15 protein-coding genes are annotated in these 18,421 nt (G+C 44.9%); 2 read left to right on the forward strand and 13 right to left on the reverse strand.

Annotated features, from left to right (window positions below; translation table 11 throughout):
* Window positions 1-100: 100 nt before the first annotated feature.
* Window positions 101-460 carry a hypothetical protein gene (locus tag PQG66_RS06805; RefSeq protein WP_272036622.1) on the forward strand — a complete coding sequence of 120 codons (360 nt, stop codon included), beginning with the start codon at window positions 101-103 and terminating at the stop codon, window positions 458-460.
* Window positions 461-628: 168 nt separating this feature from the next.
* Here PQG66_RS06805 and PQG66_RS06810 read toward each other — a convergent pair whose 3' ends face one another.
* The 7 genes from PQG66_RS06810 to PQG66_RS06840 all read right to left on the reverse strand — a co-directional run bounded on the left by PQG66_RS06810 (window position 629) and on the right by PQG66_RS06840 (window position 12,414).
* On the reverse strand, window positions 629-913 hold the full coding sequence (locus PQG66_RS06810; RefSeq protein ID WP_272036624.1) for a hypothetical protein: 285 nt from the start codon (window positions 911-913) through the stop codon (window positions 629-631).
* Window positions 900-2,846 carry an SWIM zinc finger family protein gene (locus PQG66_RS06815; protein ID WP_272036626.1) on the reverse strand — a complete coding sequence of 649 codons (1,947 nt, stop codon included), beginning with the start codon at window positions 2,844-2,846 and terminating at the stop codon, window positions 900-902. The genes PQG66_RS06810 and PQG66_RS06815 overlap by 14 nt, the downstream gene beginning before the upstream one ends.
* Before the next feature lie 10 nt (window positions 2,847-2,856).
* Window positions 2,857-6,411: a DUF4132 domain-containing protein gene (locus tag PQG66_RS06820; protein ID WP_272036628.1), complete on the reverse strand. Its 3,555-nt coding sequence runs from the start codon at window positions 6,409-6,411 to the stop codon at window positions 2,857-2,859.
* 22 nt (window positions 6,412-6,433) lie between these two features.
* Complete coding sequence (locus PQG66_RS06825) at window positions 6,434-7,645, reverse strand: VWA domain-containing protein (protein ID WP_272036631.1); 1,212 nt, start codon at window positions 7,643-7,645, stop codon at window positions 6,434-6,436.
* Complete coding sequence (locus PQG66_RS06830) at window positions 7,630-10,074, reverse strand: DUF5682 family protein (RefSeq protein ID WP_272036633.1); 2,445 nt, start codon at window positions 10,072-10,074, stop codon at window positions 7,630-7,632. Before PQG66_RS06830 ends, PQG66_RS06825 begins: the two co-directional genes overlap by 16 nt.
* Window positions 10,062-11,162 (reverse strand): ATP-binding protein, encoded by a 1,101-nt coding sequence (locus tag PQG66_RS06835; RefSeq protein WP_272036639.1) that lies wholly within the window; start codon window positions 11,160-11,162, stop codon window positions 10,062-10,064. The genes PQG66_RS06830 and PQG66_RS06835 overlap by 13 nt, the downstream gene beginning before the upstream one ends.
* A 274-nt stretch (window positions 11,163-11,436) precedes the next feature.
* A complete protein-coding gene (locus PQG66_RS06840) occupies window positions 11,437-12,414 on the reverse strand; it encodes an aldo/keto reductase (RefSeq protein WP_272036641.1) in 978 nt (325 codons plus the stop codon).
* A gap of 186 nt (window positions 12,415-12,600) precedes the next feature.
* On the opposite strand from PQG66_RS06840, the gene PQG66_RS06845 reads away from it, so the two are divergent.
* Complete coding sequence (locus PQG66_RS06845) at window positions 12,601-13,809, forward strand: cytochrome P450 family protein (protein ID WP_272036642.1); 1,209 nt, start codon at window positions 12,601-12,603, stop codon at window positions 13,807-13,809.
* Window positions 13,810-14,008: 199 nt separating this feature from the next.
* Here PQG66_RS06845 and PQG66_RS06850 read toward each other — a convergent pair whose 3' ends face one another.
* The 6 genes from PQG66_RS06850 to PQG66_RS06875 all read right to left on the reverse strand — a co-directional run bounded on the left by PQG66_RS06850 (window position 14,009) and on the right by PQG66_RS06875 (window position 18,362).
* Window positions 14,009-14,764 carry an SDR family NAD(P)-dependent oxidoreductase gene (locus PQG66_RS06850; protein ID WP_272036644.1) on the reverse strand — a complete coding sequence of 252 codons (756 nt, stop codon included), beginning with the start codon at window positions 14,762-14,764 and terminating at the stop codon, window positions 14,009-14,011.
* Window positions 14,765-15,075: 311 nt separating this feature from the next.
* Complete coding sequence (locus PQG66_RS06855; RefSeq protein ID WP_272036646.1) at window positions 15,076-15,837, reverse strand: SDR family NAD(P)-dependent oxidoreductase; 762 nt, start codon at window positions 15,835-15,837, stop codon at window positions 15,076-15,078.
* Between the two features lie 116 nt (window positions 15,838-15,953).
* On the reverse strand, window positions 15,954-16,268 hold the full coding sequence (locus tag PQG66_RS06860) for a Dabb family protein (protein ID WP_272036649.1): 315 nt from the start codon (window positions 16,266-16,268) through the stop codon (window positions 15,954-15,956).
* A 172-nt stretch (window positions 16,269-16,440) separates the two neighbouring features.
* Entirely contained in the window at window positions 16,441-16,692 is a 252-nt protein-coding gene (locus PQG66_RS06865; protein ID WP_272036651.1) for a type B 50S ribosomal protein L31, read from the reverse strand.
* A 142-nt stretch (window positions 16,693-16,834) separates the two neighbouring features.
* Window positions 16,835-17,101: an HPr family phosphocarrier protein gene (locus tag PQG66_RS06870; RefSeq protein ID WP_272036654.1), complete on the reverse strand. Its 267-nt coding sequence runs from the start codon at window positions 17,099-17,101 to the stop codon at window positions 16,835-16,837.
* 193 nt (window positions 17,102-17,294) lie between these two features.
* Window positions 17,295-18,362: an NAD(P)-dependent alcohol dehydrogenase gene (locus PQG66_RS06875; protein ID WP_272036656.1), complete on the reverse strand. Its 1,068-nt coding sequence runs from the start codon at window positions 18,360-18,362 to the stop codon at window positions 17,295-17,297.
* Between the last annotated feature and the right edge of the window lie 59 nt (window positions 18,363-18,421).

The following is an 18,421-nucleotide window of genomic DNA, read 5'->3' on the forward strand; positions in this document are numbered from 1 at the left end:
CATCTGACAAGTTCACCAGCTAGTTCAGTTTTGTCTTATCTTGTACGAGTGAGAAATCTCAATATCCAATGTTATAAATGTTATAATGGAGGAATTTTTTGTGAAAAGAGGATTTACTCTTATACTGACTTTCATGTTATTCCTTGTGGCCTGCTCAAACTCGGGTCATAATGAACTTCAAAGTTGGGCATTCGATGTTGTAACGTGGGATCATGGCGTTTACAAAGTGACCAATGAAAAGGTTAGTGAAACTGAAGTGGAGATCGAAATAGGAATAATTAAAAAACATTCTACAGATGAAAGTGATGAATTACCGAATCTCTTCTCCAACAAGTACAAAAAAGGGACCAGATTATTTAAAGTAAAAAATATCGACACAACCGAGTATATTTCAGTACAAGATAATGACACGTACTATCAAGCAGTCAAGATGGATGGAATGAAAACAGCGGCCAACTAGGGCCGCTACATTCATTTCATTATACATTTACATTTCTTGAAATAGAAAGAAAGCACATTCTGACTTCAGCTTTTTAGTATGAAAAGTATACTTATTGCTTCATCTCATTCTGATAATCAGGGCTAAACTTCATTTTAAGACTACAGTTAGGAGTAATACCCCGCTTGTTTAACCCTGTGTTTTCACACTGATCTGTACATATTGAGCCAGGCGGCAATACTGATCCAGTAGTCGTTCCTCATGATCTTGTCCTTCCCCAAGCGCAACGCGTCGTCCCGCCTCCAGCACACTACTGATTAATTCGTGCAGGAAATGCATCTGCAATCGTTGTGCATCACGGATGAGCTGCTCCAGCAGTTGAACATCACGAATGGTGAACTGAGAGACGCCCCGAAGCATCATTTCCTCTGACCATGCTGATAACTGTTGGATTAATGCATTATTTTCTTCCAAGTCGTCCCATCCTTCCACTACCGGAATCCAGCTTCAAACTGAGCAGTGCTTCACCTTTCAAGAAGCTGATCGGACTGAAGCGTTTCGCTTCTACTCGGACAAACGCATAGAACTGCTCAAGCTTCTGAGTACCCCATCCCGACTCCAGTCTGTTGATCATAGACTGCCAATCGGATGAGTAAGGAAGTGTAAGGGGCAACTGCTGCCCCTCTGTATTTTCAACTGTAAGAATCAGATCCTGCGTTTGCTTATTATAGGAATGTTCTACAATTCGGGCTACTTCAATTAAAGCCAACCGTTCTTTCGGTTCTGCGAATAAGCCTAAGACATCGAGCTGCTGCTGAAGTGCGGACGATATATCCATCTGATACGTTCCAAAATTAATCTCAGTCACATTCGTCCGCGGCAGAATGGTCAGTTTCGCTCCATCGCTAGATGATATACGTCGCTCTTCATTCACTTTGACCGACCGAAACAAAACCTCTTCTCCCGTAAATTGATTAAACGTCAGACTTGGCAGCCATGGCGTAAACGCGGCATAATGCTCTGCAAACGAGAACTCTTGATCTTCATAGTAGATCGCACGCACATCACTGTACGTATAGATTTCTCCATCATCGAAGCAATAGAAATAATACGTGATACCGCGGTAGCCTGATCGGGTTTCCCACGAATCGGCACCCAGCCCGTAGAGATGAAGAGATGGAACGGTAAAATACTTGCTTCGAAAACTACCAATCAACTGACTCTGCTGTCTACCAGTTACTTCGCCTTGAACAAGCACCTCTAATGCAAGATAGAGCTTACTGATCCGATCCAGCATTGTCTGCATAGAGAAACGCACATGCCGCTTGAAAAAAAGCTCCAGCTCTCCCTGTATCCCGCGCAAACTACGTTCAATATCTGGAAGGTTACCGCCATGTGCAGCAATCGCCAGCGTTTCCAGCTGCGCGCTATAGGATTGTGGCAGTCTGGCAAGCCCTGTCTTGAGCATTCCTGCCAAGAGTGCACGACATTCGCGCACGGTTTGTAGCGAGAATTTCGGCTCGTACGCACGTACACCTAAAGCTTCCATGTCGTCCAAACCATGCAACATTCGATACCGCAGCAACGTTTCAAGCTTGGCCATTTTTCCGGCAGTCTGCTTTAACTTGCATAAAGCTTTGCTTAGATTAGGTTCTTCCGTGAAGGATACCTCAGTATCCTGACTTTTCAGATGAACAGTTAGAAGCGTGTCCTCCGTAATATGAATCTTTTCCGGATAGCGCAACCGGAAAACAACTTCTTCAATCATCGTTGAAGTATAAGATTTAATGATTGGCGTAAGATCCGCTTCCAGCATCCAGCGAAAACGTACATCTTCTTCAAGCGGACGATGGTTCCGTCCATAGCCAGAATGAGTATAGCGAGTATGAGTTGACTCTGTAGCCTCATGAATGGACTCTCTATCCTGAGGAAGATGTTTCTCCTCGTCAACTTTATCCCCTTCGCAATCCTCAGACGTTACATAGACAACAGCCGATGCATCTTCATTCTTAGGCGGTAACGAAGACGCAGGAATATCTAGAGAGATAGCTACATCATTAGCATGTTCAGGATCAGTGATATCATGAAGAGCAGGATTAACATCACTTTCAATGGATTGCTGTCGCTGGTCATAGAGAATGGCAATCAGTACATGCTTGCAGATGTTGTCCGATGGGCAAGAACACTGCCATTCATCCAGCGTGGTATAGAGGGTACATTCCGTACCCTCACTTAGTTGGCAACTCACAGATGCTTCATCCCAGATATACTGAACAATCACACCTTGATCGAGCTCTTTGAGCGCTCTTTTATATAATCCCTTATTGGCATAACGAATGAGATAATCCTCTGTACATCGCTTGGAAAAATGCCTGAATTTCTGCTTAAATTCATTAACCTCGTTCATACCCACGGCATCAGCGCCCCGTTGCTCTCAAAATATCATAGATCGTTTCACTGAATACTCGGCCCTGAATCTTGCCAAGTGGGATGGATTTGTTATCCGAGTAATAATATTGCTTGCCGTTTGGTTTGAAGAAATGTAAGGATTCCAGCGTCACATCTTCCATCCCTTCGTAATACGTAATACTTGTACCGCTGAATCGAAGCTCGGCAACCAGTTCACCATACTCTTTGTAAAACTCATGGAACCACCCAGCGTCCTGCGCAGGACCTTTGATCCATCCGTATTTCTCTAGCGCTTTCGGAAGAGAAGTTGGTGAGAACTCATCTTCTGGAAGACGGTCATATTCTGTTTTGGTCTGATCTTCATCTTCGATCAAGTGGATTTGGCGCTTCAATTGCTCAAACGGCTGGTTAACCTCATAATCTTCAAGCTGAGTAGTCCAGCCCTCAAGAGTCGCCTGATCAAGTTCAAGCGGATGCACCAAACCAATCTTAGCTCCGGATGGCAACTCCATTTCATCCTCGTCCACCGTATTAAACGTACCATCTTCCATATATCGGAATGTGCTGATCAACTCACCACGCTCATATATTCCCCAGATTAATCCAACAGCGAATTTCTGCATGATCACATTATCCACAAATAGGGATGTCCATTCCTCAGCAGTCCATAGACGCTGTTTGGACAGCGATTCTTCCAGACGTTGTTTCTGAATCGTAACCATCGTTTTGAGATCTTTCTTCAACTGAGTGAAACGTGCTTTGGATTCTGCAGCAAGCTCAGGATCATCCTTTTGTGCCGGAGCAGGCAGACTTTTGACCGTTTTACCTGTTTCTTCATTCACGACAACAACCTGCAAATCTGCATTCACTTTAACCTGGAAGGAGCGTTCACCATAACTAAGCTGTAGTGTGCCTTTTTCATCAAAACCAAGGGATGTGACGAGTCGATCCTCAAGCTGTTCTGACGTCAGCCCCATGTTCTCTGCAGCAAGCTGCAAAGCTTCTTCTGCAGCACCTTTCACCTGACGATTCTTCACGCTGCGTTTAATTTTGTCGATGGCCATAAGTGCAGCAGGTTCCTTCAAGTATGCCAGTACCTTCACGGCTTCTGCTGCGATGGCACCTCGACTGTTCTCGGTCCATTCTTTGATCTGTGGAGTCAGAATATGAACAACCTGAAGGTCCCCGAAGAGTGCGGCAACATACATCACCCACTTCTCCTTCGCAGGTGCACCATCCTGAAGCCATAGTTGCAGCAGTTCTTTCGCGAAACGGATCAGCGAATCTTCGCTCACATATTCTCTTAATTCGTTTAAACGTTCATTCGGGCCAGACCCATGATCAATGGATTGCAGTAATACATATTGTTTGATCCGATCATCCAAAGGCTGACCGTCCGCTGATCGAATCAAGGCAGGGAGTTCCTTGAGAGGTAACCAGCTGATACGAGACTTCTTCTTGGCATCGGCCAGTTCAGCAAGGGCTGCGTGTGCGTGCTCAGGACTTAGGTCAGCTGTATCGAGCAAAATCTGAATCAGGTTTTTCCAATCCTCGGATTTCTCATTCTGCAAGAGTTCAGTATATAATTCCTTACTATTATCGAGACTGCGAATCGCAGTCAGTGCCATTTCTTTAATCGCTGCCTTTTTCTCGGCACGGTAGATCATCATATACAATTCTTCATCTGGAAGCCGGTTGAACTCCGCTAAGGCAACACTGTTAGCTCTTTTGGAAGTATCCTGTAAACCTGCCTGGATCGCTACCAACAATTGCTTCTTAGGCAGTGTCTCTCGCTGCTCAAATGCCAACTCCAGCGTTAAAATACGAGTATCCGTTGGCAGTTTTTTGTACTGCTTCAATGCATATTCCAGGTTCTGCTGCAAAATACGCCGATACTCATCTTGTGGCATCGATAGATACATATAGTCCATCATGCCATTCAGCGAGATCAGACTGGTTAGCAATTGTTCCCGTTTGACCTCAGGATCATCACCGTATGCATTCAAGATCTGCTCACCACTAAATGCATAAGAATGATACATGTCTGACACAATATCGATCGTCCATTCCGGATAAGTAAGCAGAATCGCGAAGCGACGCATCGGCTCTGAATCAAGAGGCAGGAAACTGATACTAATTAGATTGTTAATCCGCTTTCGATCCCGATTGATTTGATTAAACAAGCCTCTGCTGTCCTTATCTTCCCAATACTCTTCAAGTGTGTACTCCCCATTCAAATATCTCGCAATGACAAGTCCCTGTCTTCCACCTTCTAACGGGTGACGCAACACACGGAATACGGCCTCTTCTAACGTGTTTTCGGGTTCAAATGTAGTGATCCCTTGATCGAGCATGATCTTGTGAAGACATAACTTCAGAAAAGGTGCTTTGACAATCTCATACGCTCGCTTAGACTGCTCAGGCTGACTGGCAATGGCTGCTTTGATCGTGTTCCACGATACCCGGTAGGAGTTTAGTTCAAGCTGCATCGTTTCGATTAACTGATATGGCTCATCCAGTGACACTAGCCCGGCTAGCAGATCATCTTCATTTCTTGAGCGTGAATTCATACTCAACAGAGACTTACGAACTTCCAACGGATACAATTCATGCAGATGTTGAACGACTTCGAGAAGTATGTTGCCAACTTCGTTAAGATTCTCAAGGAAACGTTGCTTGCCTCCGCTAATATTCGTCAGATACAATGTAGCACTGCAGATCAGCACTAAGGACTGATGGAATACGGCGTTTGAAATATAATGTTTCGGAGAATAGGTAATCTCAGGATAGTGTTTAGCAATCAGTTCATTGCGTTTTTCCTTCAGGAACTCTTCTTCCAGCAGTTGCGTTGAACTATTTTGTTTACCTTGTACATTGCCTGTAATCAAAGGTTCAATCAAGGCATATAGTTCTTTCTGGAGCTTCGCCGCATCATTAGCCATTACATGCTGGAACAGTTCAGGGAGCTTGAGGCTGATTTCCTTAATCTCGTCCTTATTCTCAAACTCACCATCAGGCTGCATACACAAATGAACAAGCATCAGCGCATTGAGCACGTCTCTATAATCCCCGTGACCGTCTGCCTTTTTGGTATCAAAGAGCCATTGTGCGCGTTTCACGCGGCGTCTTAGCTCATTAAGAATCTCTTCTTCACCCGAATATTGTTTCATTTTCTTCAATCGAGTTAACAAGCTTCCCATTCGGTCAGCTTCCTTACTTTTTCCGTTTAATCCGTAAGCCTCCGAATCCTCGCCAAGACATGTTACAAACGCACTCACACCCCAAGGGCTTCTACGGAAGTAACTGGATTCCAGATGCATTGCAACAGCTCCAGCTCGAAAGAAAATATCTCCATCGTCCTTCTTGCGCAGCTTCTCTAGTGCATCTACTGTCCGATATACATAATGACTTGTTTTTCCCATCATTTCAGGGAACTTATCCGTTGTACCCATGACATAATCAATAATCTCGGAACTGCGATCCGTCGTGAGTGAGTAATCATCTGAACAGATCGTAGCGAACTTTTCAACCAAACTCTCTACTGCACGGTCTGCGGTAAGCATAATTTATTCCTCCTCTATGAACTCAAGTAATAATATCGCCAATCCATTCAGCAAGCTCGTTTGGTGTAATAGCGGCTACATGTGCCCCCATATTGGCCAGCGTCTGTGCGGCATGTTTGTTGTATACGGAATCTCCATTGAAATCGAGGGCTGTGAGCACAAGCAGCTTACATCCAGCATCGATAATATCCTTACAGGCTTGATACATTTGATTGATCGGATATCCTTCCTCAAGATCACTCACCAAGATGTAGATCGTTTTTCCGGGATTCTCAATCAGTGTCTCGCCATAACGGAGTGCTTTAGCAATATGGGTCCCCCCACCGAGCTGCACATTCATCAGCACATCTACAGGATCTTCCAAACGATCACTCAGATCCACAACCTGGGTATCGAAAATAAACAATTTTGTGCGGAGCGCATTCAAACGATAAAAAATACTCGCCATGACAGAACTGTAAATTACCGAATCCATCATACTGCCGCTCTCATCCACACCGATAATGATGTTCCACTTGTTGTACTGCTGTACATTCCCGTCAAAATAAAGACGATCGATGACAAACCTTCGTTTTTGTTTATCGTAATTTTTCAAATTCCGGGTAATCGTCCGTTTAAAATTCAAGTTGCGCAGGGAGCGCACCGAACTGGTTGCATATCGACTCCGTTTTCCCATGATGCTCGCCCGAGCATGAGACTCCAGCTTTTTGCGCAGATCCTCGACGATGGTTCGTACGATATCCTTGGCACTTCGCAGTACGTCCCCTTTCATGCGCCCTTTGAATTGCATAATATTTTTCAGAAGATTCATATTGGGTTCAAGCGACTCTAGCAGCTTTTTGTCGGTTAACAGTTCCGTCAGGCCATAGCGATCCAGTGCTTGTTTCTCTAAAATTTCAACCGTTGATTTGGGAAAAAGATCTCTGACCTTGTGTAACCAATTCGGAACGGTTAGATCCGATGAACCACGTCCGCCTTTTTTACGATAACCTTGCTCTTCACCGTACTCACGGTTATACAGATAACCGAGAATCTCGTCTAGTTCCCTATATTGAAATTCGTCCGATGAATATCGGCCTGACTCATATAGACCTGCCTCGGCAGATTCGCCAAGAATCAGACGCCATCGGTTCAACGTTTCAATAGCACTTCGTTCTTCCGTAGTGGTAACGCCTGTCAACCTTTCGTTCTGATCACGCTGATCACGACGGGCTTCATTCATATTAACTTCCATGCAGCAAACTCCTTTCGAAGCGCCTCATCCTGCGTTTTGTACTGCACAAGTAGCTGCTCATCTAACGCAGGGATCAACATTTCATTCGAATTTACGTGATGCAGCTTCGCCACACGCTCAGCAATCAGATTCGTTTCCATCGGTGTAAAATACGTGAACGCCAGACGTAATTCTGGGACCATTGCAATAAAATCGTCATAGGATAATTGCTCAATTAACCCGTTTAGCTCAAACAACAGTTGATCTTCATATAAGAAAGCATCTCGTGCTACCGTAAATACACCCTGGAGAAATAGAGCCGTTTGCCGCATCTGCACAGGCCCCCCTCGAATGTATCCACGAGCGCGCTCCACAATCTCCTCGCGTCGTCGATCTCCAAGGCCTGAAGCAATAGCAATACAGACCCCTTCAAGCTGCGCAGGAAGCTTTGGATCAGATAAGAGCTCATTCAGATGCGTTCGAAACGATGTATTCTGGAATCGTTCCTCAGATGATTCGGCCAACATCGCAAGCAATTTTAACCCCTGAACAATCCCTTCATGTTCATCCGCATGGGTCCTCGAAAGCTGCTGCAGTTTGTCCACCGCATTACTGTACGCTTCCGACACAAGTTCAGGGAGGTATGGATCGTCTGATAATCCTAGCAATCGACGGTGCTGATGAATCCGGTTCAGAATCGTTAGGCTGTTGCATAAAGACAAAAAATGACCATCTGTCCGCAGGGCAGCCCGTACCTTGGCATACAAATGCAAAGCGGTCTCCTGGAGACCCATTAACAGGGCCTGAAGCATTAGCTGAGCAAGATCACCGCTATGATGATCAGGGATATCTTGCATCTGCTCTTCCATTTTGCGAGTAGCTGCTGTTGCAAGCGTACCGCCATAGAGAGAATTTTCGATGAGCCTCGCTTCAATCCTTGAGGAATACATATACTCCCACGTTTCACGAACCAGATTCATATCCCGCTGTGCAATCCAATCCGGGCCTGCCTGACGTTTGGCGAACTCGGGAACCAGGTAGGAGATACATTGAAAGAGCTGACTAATCAAGCGGTGTTCTGGTTTCGCATACAGGTCAAGCACCTTTTTATGCTGACCCGTTGTGCGGATCTGGAGCTTGAATGCTGTACAGCGAGATTTAAAATCTTCTACGATCGGAATATGAAAAGCATGGGGTGCGACGCTCCCAATGGCATCCCCCGTCAACAGAAGCTGCAGTTCTTGCAGCGGCTTGTCGGTGGCAATTGTAAGCTCACCTTTCACCAATGAAGAAAGTGCGGCGTCCATTAGCTCGTAGACTCCACCTTCTTGCTTGCCGCGAAGCTCGGCCAGACCCTGGATCAACCTGTACGCTTCAATTGCGTCACTTGTAGATACATGTTCTTCTCGGTCCCGCAGTTTACGCATGAGTCTGGAGATCACGTTCAGTGTAGTTACTCGGTAAGGAGATTTTGCAGAATGAACAAGTTGATCCCAGATTTGATCGTAAAAATTCACATAAGGCATACCGCTAGCATAACCGTTCAGGCGATCAGCTTCCGCAAACGTATATACCATCGGATACATCTGTTGTTGAGCTTCTCCTGAATCTGCTTTAACCTGCGGAGTTGACTTTTCTTTCTCTTGTTCCACTTCTTGGCCTGTTGAAGTCACTAAACCATAAGTATGGAAGCCCCCCGTAATTACAAGTACACGTTGATACTGCTCTTCAGCTTCTTTAATCCGCCTAGCCATATGTGCTTCCCTTAACAAGTCACCACTTGCAATAAGGCGTTCTTGGGTGTAACACATTCTGGATAATGTACAATACATGAAAACATCCTGCACAAATTCGGAGGTCGTCTTCTCCAGACCACCAATTTCAAATACCTTTTCCCACAATTCATCGAAACTCCGGCAGTTTGTTTTCTGACATAATCGGCTAATAAACGCCGAGCCGGCAAGTAACGTTTCATCCTGAATGGAGATTTCTTTCTGTTCCTGTTCCGCAGAGCTTCCGGCACGTCTAGATACATGGCGATAATCCAAGTCGATGAACTGTGCCGGGATACCCAGCCGATGAGCTTCTTTTAATGCTACATATTCGGGTGAATACCGAAGCATTGGATAATAACAAGCCTCTCTGCCATATTCATCTTCATAGGTATAATAGAGGCTGACTGGCGGTAGGGTCTTTTCATCCGTGAGTACAGGTATAAGCGAATTGCCGCTCTCAGGACCTTCAATCAGAATGAGATCAGGCTTGTACTCCCTAATGACACGCAGCAGATGATGAGAACAGGCCGGGCTATGATGTCGTATCGGGAAATAAACCGTTCGTTGATCCAGATTGTATACACGTGATTCAAAGATCGCTCGAAGTTGACTCATATCCGTTACATCCAATAGACTGACAGCGTCTGCTGGCTGTATGTGGTCTAACCGATCCATTTTCTTGCCTCATAATAATTTTTCCAGATTTCCTCTTCCGCGGAGCGGGCCTTCACAATTTTGGAAAAGTAGCTTTTGAGGATACTCAGATCCTTGTCATTTTCCTTCGCAATTGTTCCCAGCATATTTTGAACCAGTCGATCCATTGCAATGGATTTTCCTTCGTAATAATACGATGTCATCGCACTTTGAACGTATACGGACACTGCTTCTGCAGTACTCATGGACGCTTGCGGCGTATCCAGTTTATAACCTTCACGCGACATCCCCGTACGCAGTTCCATGAACGTAGTCGCCAGCAGCTCCACCACATCCGTTTGAATTTCGGTATCAATTCCACTATGTAATAACAGGTTTTTCGCCTGCGATTCAATAATTTTGGCTTCCATCTTCACATTCTGGATCGGTTTGATCGTTTCAAAATTAAAACGCCGTTTGAGTGCTCCACTCATCTCGTTTACACCTTTATCCCGAATGTTGGCGGTAGCAATGACATTGAAGCCCGGTTTGGCAAAAAGCACACCTCCATCAAGTTCTGGGATGCTCATCACTTTATCGCTCAAAATACTGATCAAGCTGTCCTGCGCTTCGGCTGGACAACGTGTAATCTCCTCAAATCGCGTAAGAATGCCCTTTTTCATGCCATTGTATAGCGGTGAAGGCACAAGTGCTGCTTCCGAGGGTCCTTTGTCCAGCAGCATCGCGTAATTCCACGAATACTTAATCATATCCTCCGTTGTACCAGCAGTACCCTGAATCGTATTTAGACTCGTACCGGAGATGGCAGCCGTGAGGAGCTCACTTAGCATTGTTTTGGCTGTACCAGGCTCACCAACAAGCATCAGGCCACGATTTCCTGCGAGGGTAACGACTGCACGCTCAATTAACACATCATTTCCATAGAATTTACGTGTGATGGTGATCTTCTCTCCATCCAGCGTAGCCGGCTGGTCTCGGCCAATAATAAAATCCCGCACATAAGCTGGGGATAATAACCAGTTAGGCGGACGATGGCCTTGATCTTCCTGTTGTAATGCCCGTAACTCTCTCTCGTATAATGTCTCGGCTGGGGGTTTAAGCATCTCCATGATTCAAGATGTCTCCTCTCATATCAAACAGATCGTATGTTCTTATTTTTTTGTATTTTATCATAGCAATGAGCCGTCAAGCCTGAAAACGAGCAAAAATGGTTGAAACGTCCTTCTTATCCGCACTTTAGTCTATGTCTAAGGGCTCATTACATGGTATAAATATGAACAATGTTTACGATCACCAGCGTCCCGTTTCATCACAGCTGAAGCAAATGAAAAAAAGCACAAGTCCGTAGCCACCCGTGCTTCATCCGTTACTTGGTTTAGAATACTACATTCTTCGTCCGCACGAAGAGGAATACAGTTCGTACCATTCATATCGTGTCAGTTCCACCTGCGATGCATCACGACAAGCCAGAATACGTTCGGGACGAATCGATCCAATCACTGGTTGAATGCCTGCTGGGTGTTTCATGAGCCAAGCAAGTACTACGGCTTCCGACGTGACACCTCGTTCTCTAGCAATGCGGGCTACGAGTTCTGCTGTGGGTTCAATTTCCGGCCGTTGTCCGTCCACGACTCTACCTGTAAACCTTCCCTGAGCGAGAGGCCCCCAAGCTTGTAGCTGGATATGCTCTGCCTGGCAGTACTCCATCGTACCATATGGAAAAACATTCTCTTTTGCCTGAGCGCGGTTCACGGTTACACCCGCTTCCACAAACCCGATTTTATCCAAACTCATCTCAAGTTGATTCACGATGAATGGCACACGACTATACATCTGTAACAAGCGGATCTGTTCAGAGCCCATATTGGATACGCCAAAATGTCTTACTTTACCCGACTGATGAAGTTTAGCCAGTGCTTCTCCGATCTCCTGAGGGTGGGCAAGAGGGTCAGGACGATGCAACAGCAGGATATCCAAGTAATCCGTACCGAGCCGGGATAAAATTCCGTCAACGCTCTCCATAATATGTGCTCCTGATGTATCGTAGCGCTGTGGGCCGTCATCATCTCCTACCAGCCGAATGCCACATTTCGATTGAATAATAATCTGCTCTCGCAGACATTGGTTTTCAGATAATATTCGCCCAAATACATGTTCCGCCTTACCACGTGTATAGATGTCCGCAAGATCAAAGTGATTAATTCCGATCTCCAATGCAGCCTCCACTGCTTGACGTCCTTCAACCACCAAATCTTCGGTAATGGGTTGTCCATCCCACGCTCCTCCAAAACGCATACAACCGAGCACAATAGGACTTGCTGGAATCTGATGGTGGTGCAAGGGCAGCTGCCTATAAGACATGTCTCTACTCACCTCTTTAACATTTTTGTAAACGCATTCTTGAGTCATTACCTTGTTTTCTGGATTCTGCCATGAAATCCCTGCAATAATTGTATTTTTATTTGATGAAACAAGGTTTTACCTCCTAATGTATGGAATAAATATAAGGTGAGGAGTCCTTCAGCCATAAGAGAGGAGATTACACATTTGAATCAGAATGAACCTAATGAGTCTAACCATATCTCAAGCTCTAATTTTTTCACAGCATCCTTTACTCAAAATCCTTATCCGGTATATGAAAAATTAAGAAAAAGTGACCCTGTCTTCAAAGTCATGTTCCCTCAAGGAGAGTTTGGCTGGATCATTTCAAGATATGAAGATGCTGTTCAGATTTTAAAAGATTCCCGCTTTAGCAAAGACATTATTAAACGATATGGACCAGAAAACACAAGTATTTTTACCAATAACATGCTGTTCTCCGATCCGCCAGATCATCGCCGTTTGCGAGGTTTGGTACAAAAGGCTTTTACGCCGAAACTTGTCGCTGATATGAGAGATCATGTACAGAGGATTGCAGATGATCTTCTGGACAACCTGCCTTCGCAGGAGACGATGAATCTCATTGATGATTTTGCCTTCCCGCTACCTATTATTGTTATCAGTGAAATTCTGGGTGTACCAGGGGAGGATCGTGACAAATTCCGCATGTGGTCGAACACAGTTATTGATGCATCGACTGCAGAGAGTCCAGAATTGTTCCATCAGCATCAACGGGAGTTCACCGAGTATCTGACAGACTGGTTCGCCAAAGTACGCAAAGAGCCAGGACAGGATCTAATCAGCCAACTCGTCATTGCCGAAGAATCCGGAGAGCAGTTGACCGAAAAAGAATTACTCAGTGTTGTTGCACTTCTTATTATTGCTGGACATGAAACGACTGTAAATCTGATCGGTAACGGGATTCTGGCGCTGCTAGAGCATCCGGAACAACGAGATTTGTTAATTCAGCAGCCTGAGCTGATCCATCAAGCGATTGAAGAAATGCTGCGTTACAACGGTCCCGTTGAATTCAGCACATCACGCTGGGCTTCAGAGGATATTGAATTTCGCGGACATCAGATTGCTAAGGGTGAACTCGTGATTGTTGCGCTGGACTCAGCGAATCGAGATGAAGAGCAATTCAGCGACCCGGATGTGTTCGACATCAGACGCGAAAAAAGTTCACACTTGGCTTTTGGTAAAGGCATTCATCTCTGCTTGGGTGCCCCGCTGGCCCGTCTCGAAGGTGAGATTGCTGTGAGTACACTGTTGAAGCGGTTTCCAAACCTGAGGCTGCAAAAGGATATCGATACACTGGAATGGAGACCAGGCCTTATCGTTCGTGGTGTTAAAGAAATCCCGGTTCAACTGAAATAAACGGCTTCGTCATCGTTGAGTTTTTATTGAAGCGCTGCTCAACGAGCCTTACAAACAAACCATTCTAGTGGATCGTTTTCTCTCGTTTGTACCCTGCCCGGCAAACATGTAGACAAATCAAAAAGGAACTGCAGCGAAATTTCTCTGACAGTTCCTCTTTGGTCATGCTTTACTTTTTTAAAATACGTAGATCTATGTCTTATTGAGCAGTAACAGCACCATCAATTGGATATACCGCTCCGTTAATGTAAGGCGCATCATCTCCGAGCAGGAAGGATACCAGATTGGCGATCTCTTCGGGTTTGCCCAGACGTCCAGATGGTATGCTGTCCACCGTAGCCTTGAAAACCTCTGGATTGTCTTTCCCGAATTGAACGACCATTGGCGTCTCAATCGTTCCTGGAGCAATGGCATTAACGCGAATGTTATCCTTACCATATTCAATTGCCGCTGTACGTGTTAGGCCCACAACACCGTGTTTGGTCGCCGCATAAGGAGCAACCGCGGAAACACCAACAATACCTGCAGTTGAAGCCGTGTTGAGAATGGAGCCGCCACCTGTTTTGAGCATTTCTGTAATAACATATTTCAGTCCGTAAAACACACTTCTGAGATTAATGTCAATGATTTGATCAAATTGCTCAATCGTATGTTCAATTAGTTTGATTCCTGGTCCAGCAATCCCCGCGTTGTTGAAAAACATATCAATACGTCCGAATTCTTCGACCGTTTTCTTCACATAGTTCTCTACTTGGTCAGCTTTACTTACATCCGCTTGCACAAAAATAGCCTTGCTTCCAAGTTGCTCAATCTTCTTGACTGTTTCTAGTCCTGTCTCTTCCACAAGATCAACTACAACGATAGAAGCGCCCTGCTCAGCCAGCTTTAGCGCTGCGGCCTGACCTAATCCACTTCCTGCTCCTGTAATGATGGCTACTTTTCCTGTGTGACTCATGATGATCTCCTCCAAAAGTGTCATTTGTGATGGTAACAATTCATTCCGCTTAACTTCAAGAGCATGAACTATGTATGTCAGCAAGGACACTTATCCTTCCTGACCTTATCTATTCTAATGAACATTCGATTTAAAAACAAATTATAATCTATTAAACTCAGTCACACATCTCAACATGTAATCTGTAAAAAACCAAAATATATAAATCCGCCCACCTCTTATGAGAGGTAAACGGATTTATATTGAAAAACGTATTTTGTTTGCTCCTCTTGTTTGCACAAATTGTATGGCTCCCTGACCTAAAGTCTGCTTTAGATTGCAGGCATGACATTGCCACCGCTTACAGGTATATACGCCCCGGTAATAAATGAGGACAGATCTGAAGCCAAGAAAGCAACAGCATTCGCAATCTCCTGATCTTCTCCTCTACGTTTCAACGGTACAGTACGGGTATAGGCTTCATCCTGTGCAGGTTCATTGCCGCGATCTCTTTCACTGATCGTCCAACCAGGCGCTACCTGATTGACCGTAATCTGATATTCGCCAACTTCTTTGGCTAGTACACGGTATAGACCGTCCATGCCGCGTTTACCCGCAGTATAAGCCGACTGGTGAGCAAAATTTTGCATCGCACATTCCGTATTGATTCCAATGAAACGACCTGATCTCATGTGTTGCATGTAAGGGATAAAAGCTTTAGCAAGAAACACACTCTGCATCACACAAGATTCAAATTGACTTAGGTAATCTGCTGGATCCTGATCCAGCACAGTTGTCCATTCGTATTGAATGACCGCATTAGCCACAACAATATCAACGCCGCCCAGCTTATGCTGAATCTCATCGCGAATCTGAAATGCTGTATCCTGTTTTGTAATATCACCTTGTACAATAACCGCCTGACGACCTAGCGTTTCAATTTCATCCTTTAGTTCTTCGGCCTTCTTTTCATTGTTTATGTAATGCAACGCAAGATTAGCACCGCACGCGGCAAGTGTACGAGCCATGACTCTTCCCAATTGTCCAGTTGCCCCCGTAACGAGTGCAGTTTTTCCCGATAGATCCAGTTGCATGAACGAAATGACCTCCTCCAAATAGTATTGCTCCTATGAGAAAACGATTTCGAGATAACAAGTCATTTGATTCATCTATTTATAAATATAATGATGTGTATTCCTGCATTCATCTTTTATCTTTCATCACTGCTGTATTGCATAAGATCAATCTCCTGGAAACGGCTGACTTCTTTCTCCCAACGTTCCGTTACATATTGACGGTGCACCGGATGATCATTGTAAGCATCGTATGCAGCCTGATCAGCAAACTCCATTGAGAAGCAATAATCGAACTCATTCTTGATACTCACCTGACGTAACACCTGAAAATTCTCTACGCCTGGAATGGTCGCGAGCGCTTCCTTGCTTTCTTGCAAAAAAGCTTCGGCTTCTGTATTATCCTTACCCGCATAAAGTGTAAATGTTACCATATGTGTAATTCTGTTCATCTTGGTTTCCTCCCCACTACGTTTAGACTCTGCTCTCTAGTTTACAACCGAATGCATTGAAAGCGCAATATTTGGTTTTAATCTTCTCGAATACAACATACGCTACTTATATTAGAAAAACAAAAAAACCCCGGAATCATATTCCAGGGGTTTAGTCTCAACTATAGAAGAACTAGTTTTTGAGGTTGTATTTGCGGTTGAACTTGTCAACACGTCCACCGATATCCACGTTTCTTTGTTTACCAGTGAAGAACGGGTGGGATGCAGAGCTAGTATCTACACGGATCACAGGATATGTGTTACCGTCTTCCCATTCCATAGTTTCGTTCGAGGACTTCGTGGAAGAAGCCAGGAATTTGAAGTCAGCACTTGCATCGTAGAAAATAACGAGCTGTGTCTTTGGATGGATGTCAACTTTTGCCATAATCTATTTACACTCCTTTAATTTGGGTACTCCCAGAATAACACTAAATTTTATTATACTCTTTTTTTGCACGAAGTACCAGCAAGAATTGATGAAAAGACAGAAAATTTATAATCCATGCGATTCGGCATGTAATCGGTTTTTAGGCTGGGCCTTTCTCCAGTACATGTAGCATGTACTCCAACGCCTCTAATTCGTCCCTTCCTTTGGTCTGTAATCGGACAATACTACCATTTCGAAGCGGCAGCAGCGCCATACCAAGTAAGCTCTTCACATCTACACGATGCTCGTGATCAGACTCCGTATAAGACAAGGAAATCTCCGAGGCAAAACGTGACGCTTGAGAGGATACCGACAACAGCTCATCCCGATGGAAATCCGCGTGAATCATAAATTCATGTGTTCTCACAACCTTCAGTTCCTTTCGCTAAATTATGAACACCTGTAACCACGTGTTTACATTTATATATTAAAATCAACATGAATTATACCATGTGCCGGCAAGTTGTCCATGTTTTCATGCGGAAAAAGAAAAAAAGGGAATCTTACTATCGAAAAAGAGCCCTATACACATTCGTGTACAGGACTCCTTTCGATTTATTTTACATACCGTTCGGGTAAACCATCACTTTCAGACTTCCACTCTTGTTATGCAGCGCTCGCTCCATTGCTTGCTGTGTCTCTTCGAGTGGATATCGATCTGTAATCAGAGACATCACGTCATGTTGACCTGAGCTTAAGAAGGTAATCCCCGCAGGATACGTGTTGGCATAACGGAAGATGCCATAGATATCCACTTCATTGTCCGCAATAAACGGGATGTTAATGGCAATCTCGTCCTGTGCAGGCAATCCCACAATGGCAAGTGTACCACCCCTACGTAGAGAGTAAAGGGCTGATTGCAGTGCTTGGGGATTACCTGCTGTCTCCCATGCTGTATCCACACCGGTCCCACCCGTAATCTCTCGAATGAGAGCAAGTGCATCTTCATGACGTACATTTATAGTATGTGTTGCCCCCATCCGTCTCGCGGCTTCAAGACGAACCTCTTCCAGGTCCGTAACGATAATCGTCTGAACACCGAAAGATTTCGCAGCCGCAACAGCCATCAGTCCAACAGGTCCCATGCCCATAATAGCCAGTGTAGAGCCTGGGGCCAGTTTACTGCGCCTCGCTGCATGAATGCCAACAGAGAAAGGTTCATTCATGGCTGCTTCTTCATACGTCAGATGATCCGGAATCGGAAATACCATATCTTCACGCATAACCATGTACTGCACAAAAGCGCCGTCCACCGGAGGTGTTGCTAGAAACTGCACATCCGGGCACAGATTGTAGCGCCCTGTCTTACAAGCTGCACAATGACCGCATGTTACTCCAGGTTCAATGGCTACCCGATCTCCAGATTTCAAACGTGTGACGTCTTCTCCGACCGCTACAACAACACCTGCACATTCATGACCAAGAATGATCGGCTTCTCTACAACAAATCTACCAATCCGCCCATGTTCGAAATAGTGTACATCCGATCCGCAGACGCCCACAGCCATCACCTTGATCAGTACTTCATTGGCTGAAGGTCGAGGAACAGGTTGTTCCTCAATTACAATATGTCCTGGCTCTGTCATAACAGCAGCCTTCATCATCTCAGGTAATCGATGTTGACTCATACGTATTCTCCCCCTTATGCATGTCACTGCTGTATCCTGGTTTAAAGAAAACGTTTAGT

The sequence above is a fragment of the Paenibacillus sp. JJ-100 genome, from assembly GCF_948329825.1.
In the GTDB taxonomy this organism is placed as follows: Bacteria; Bacillota; Bacilli; order Paenibacillales; family Paenibacillaceae; genus Paenibacillus.

Coding starts and splice junctions, on each gene's coding strand:
- PQG66_RS06815 (WP_272036626.1), bottom strand. CDS start 2,846: ATGAACGAGGTTAATGAATTTAAGCAGAAATTCAGGCATTTTTCCAAG.
- PQG66_RS06820 (WP_272036628.1), bottom strand. CDS start 6,411: ATGCTTACCGCAGACCGTGCAGTAGAGAGTTTGGTTGAAAAGTTCGCT.
- PQG66_RS06825 (WP_272036631.1), bottom strand. CDS start 7,645: ATGGAAGTTAATATGAATGAAGCCCGTCGTGATCAGCGTGATCAGAAC.
- PQG66_RS06830 (WP_272036633.1), bottom strand. CDS start 10,074: ATGGATCGGTTAGACCACATACAGCCAGCAGACGCTGTCAGTCTATTG.
- PQG66_RS06835 (WP_272036639.1), bottom strand. CDS start 11,162: ATGGAGATGCTTAAACCCCCAGCCGAGACATTATACGAGAGAGAGTTA.
- PQG66_RS06840 (WP_272036641.1), bottom strand. CDS start 12,414: ATGTCTTATAGGCAGCTGCCCTTGCACCACCATCAGATTCCAGCAAGT.
- PQG66_RS06850 (WP_272036644.1), bottom strand. CDS start 14,764: ATGAGTCACACAGGAAAAGTAGCCATCATTACAGGAGCAGGAAGTGGA.
- PQG66_RS06855 (WP_272036646.1), bottom strand. CDS start 15,837: ATGCAACTGGATCTATCGGGAAAAACTGCACTCGTTACGGGGGCAACT.
- PQG66_RS06860 (WP_272036649.1), bottom strand. CDS start 16,268: ATGAACAGAATTACACATATGGTAACATTTACACTTTATGCGGGTAAG.
- PQG66_RS06865 (WP_272036651.1), bottom strand. CDS start 16,692: ATGGCAAAAGTTGACATCCATCCAAAGACACAGCTCGTTATTTTCTAC.
- PQG66_RS06875 (WP_272036656.1), bottom strand. CDS start 18,362: ATGAGTCAACATCGATTACCTGAGATGATGAAGGCTGCTGTTATGACA.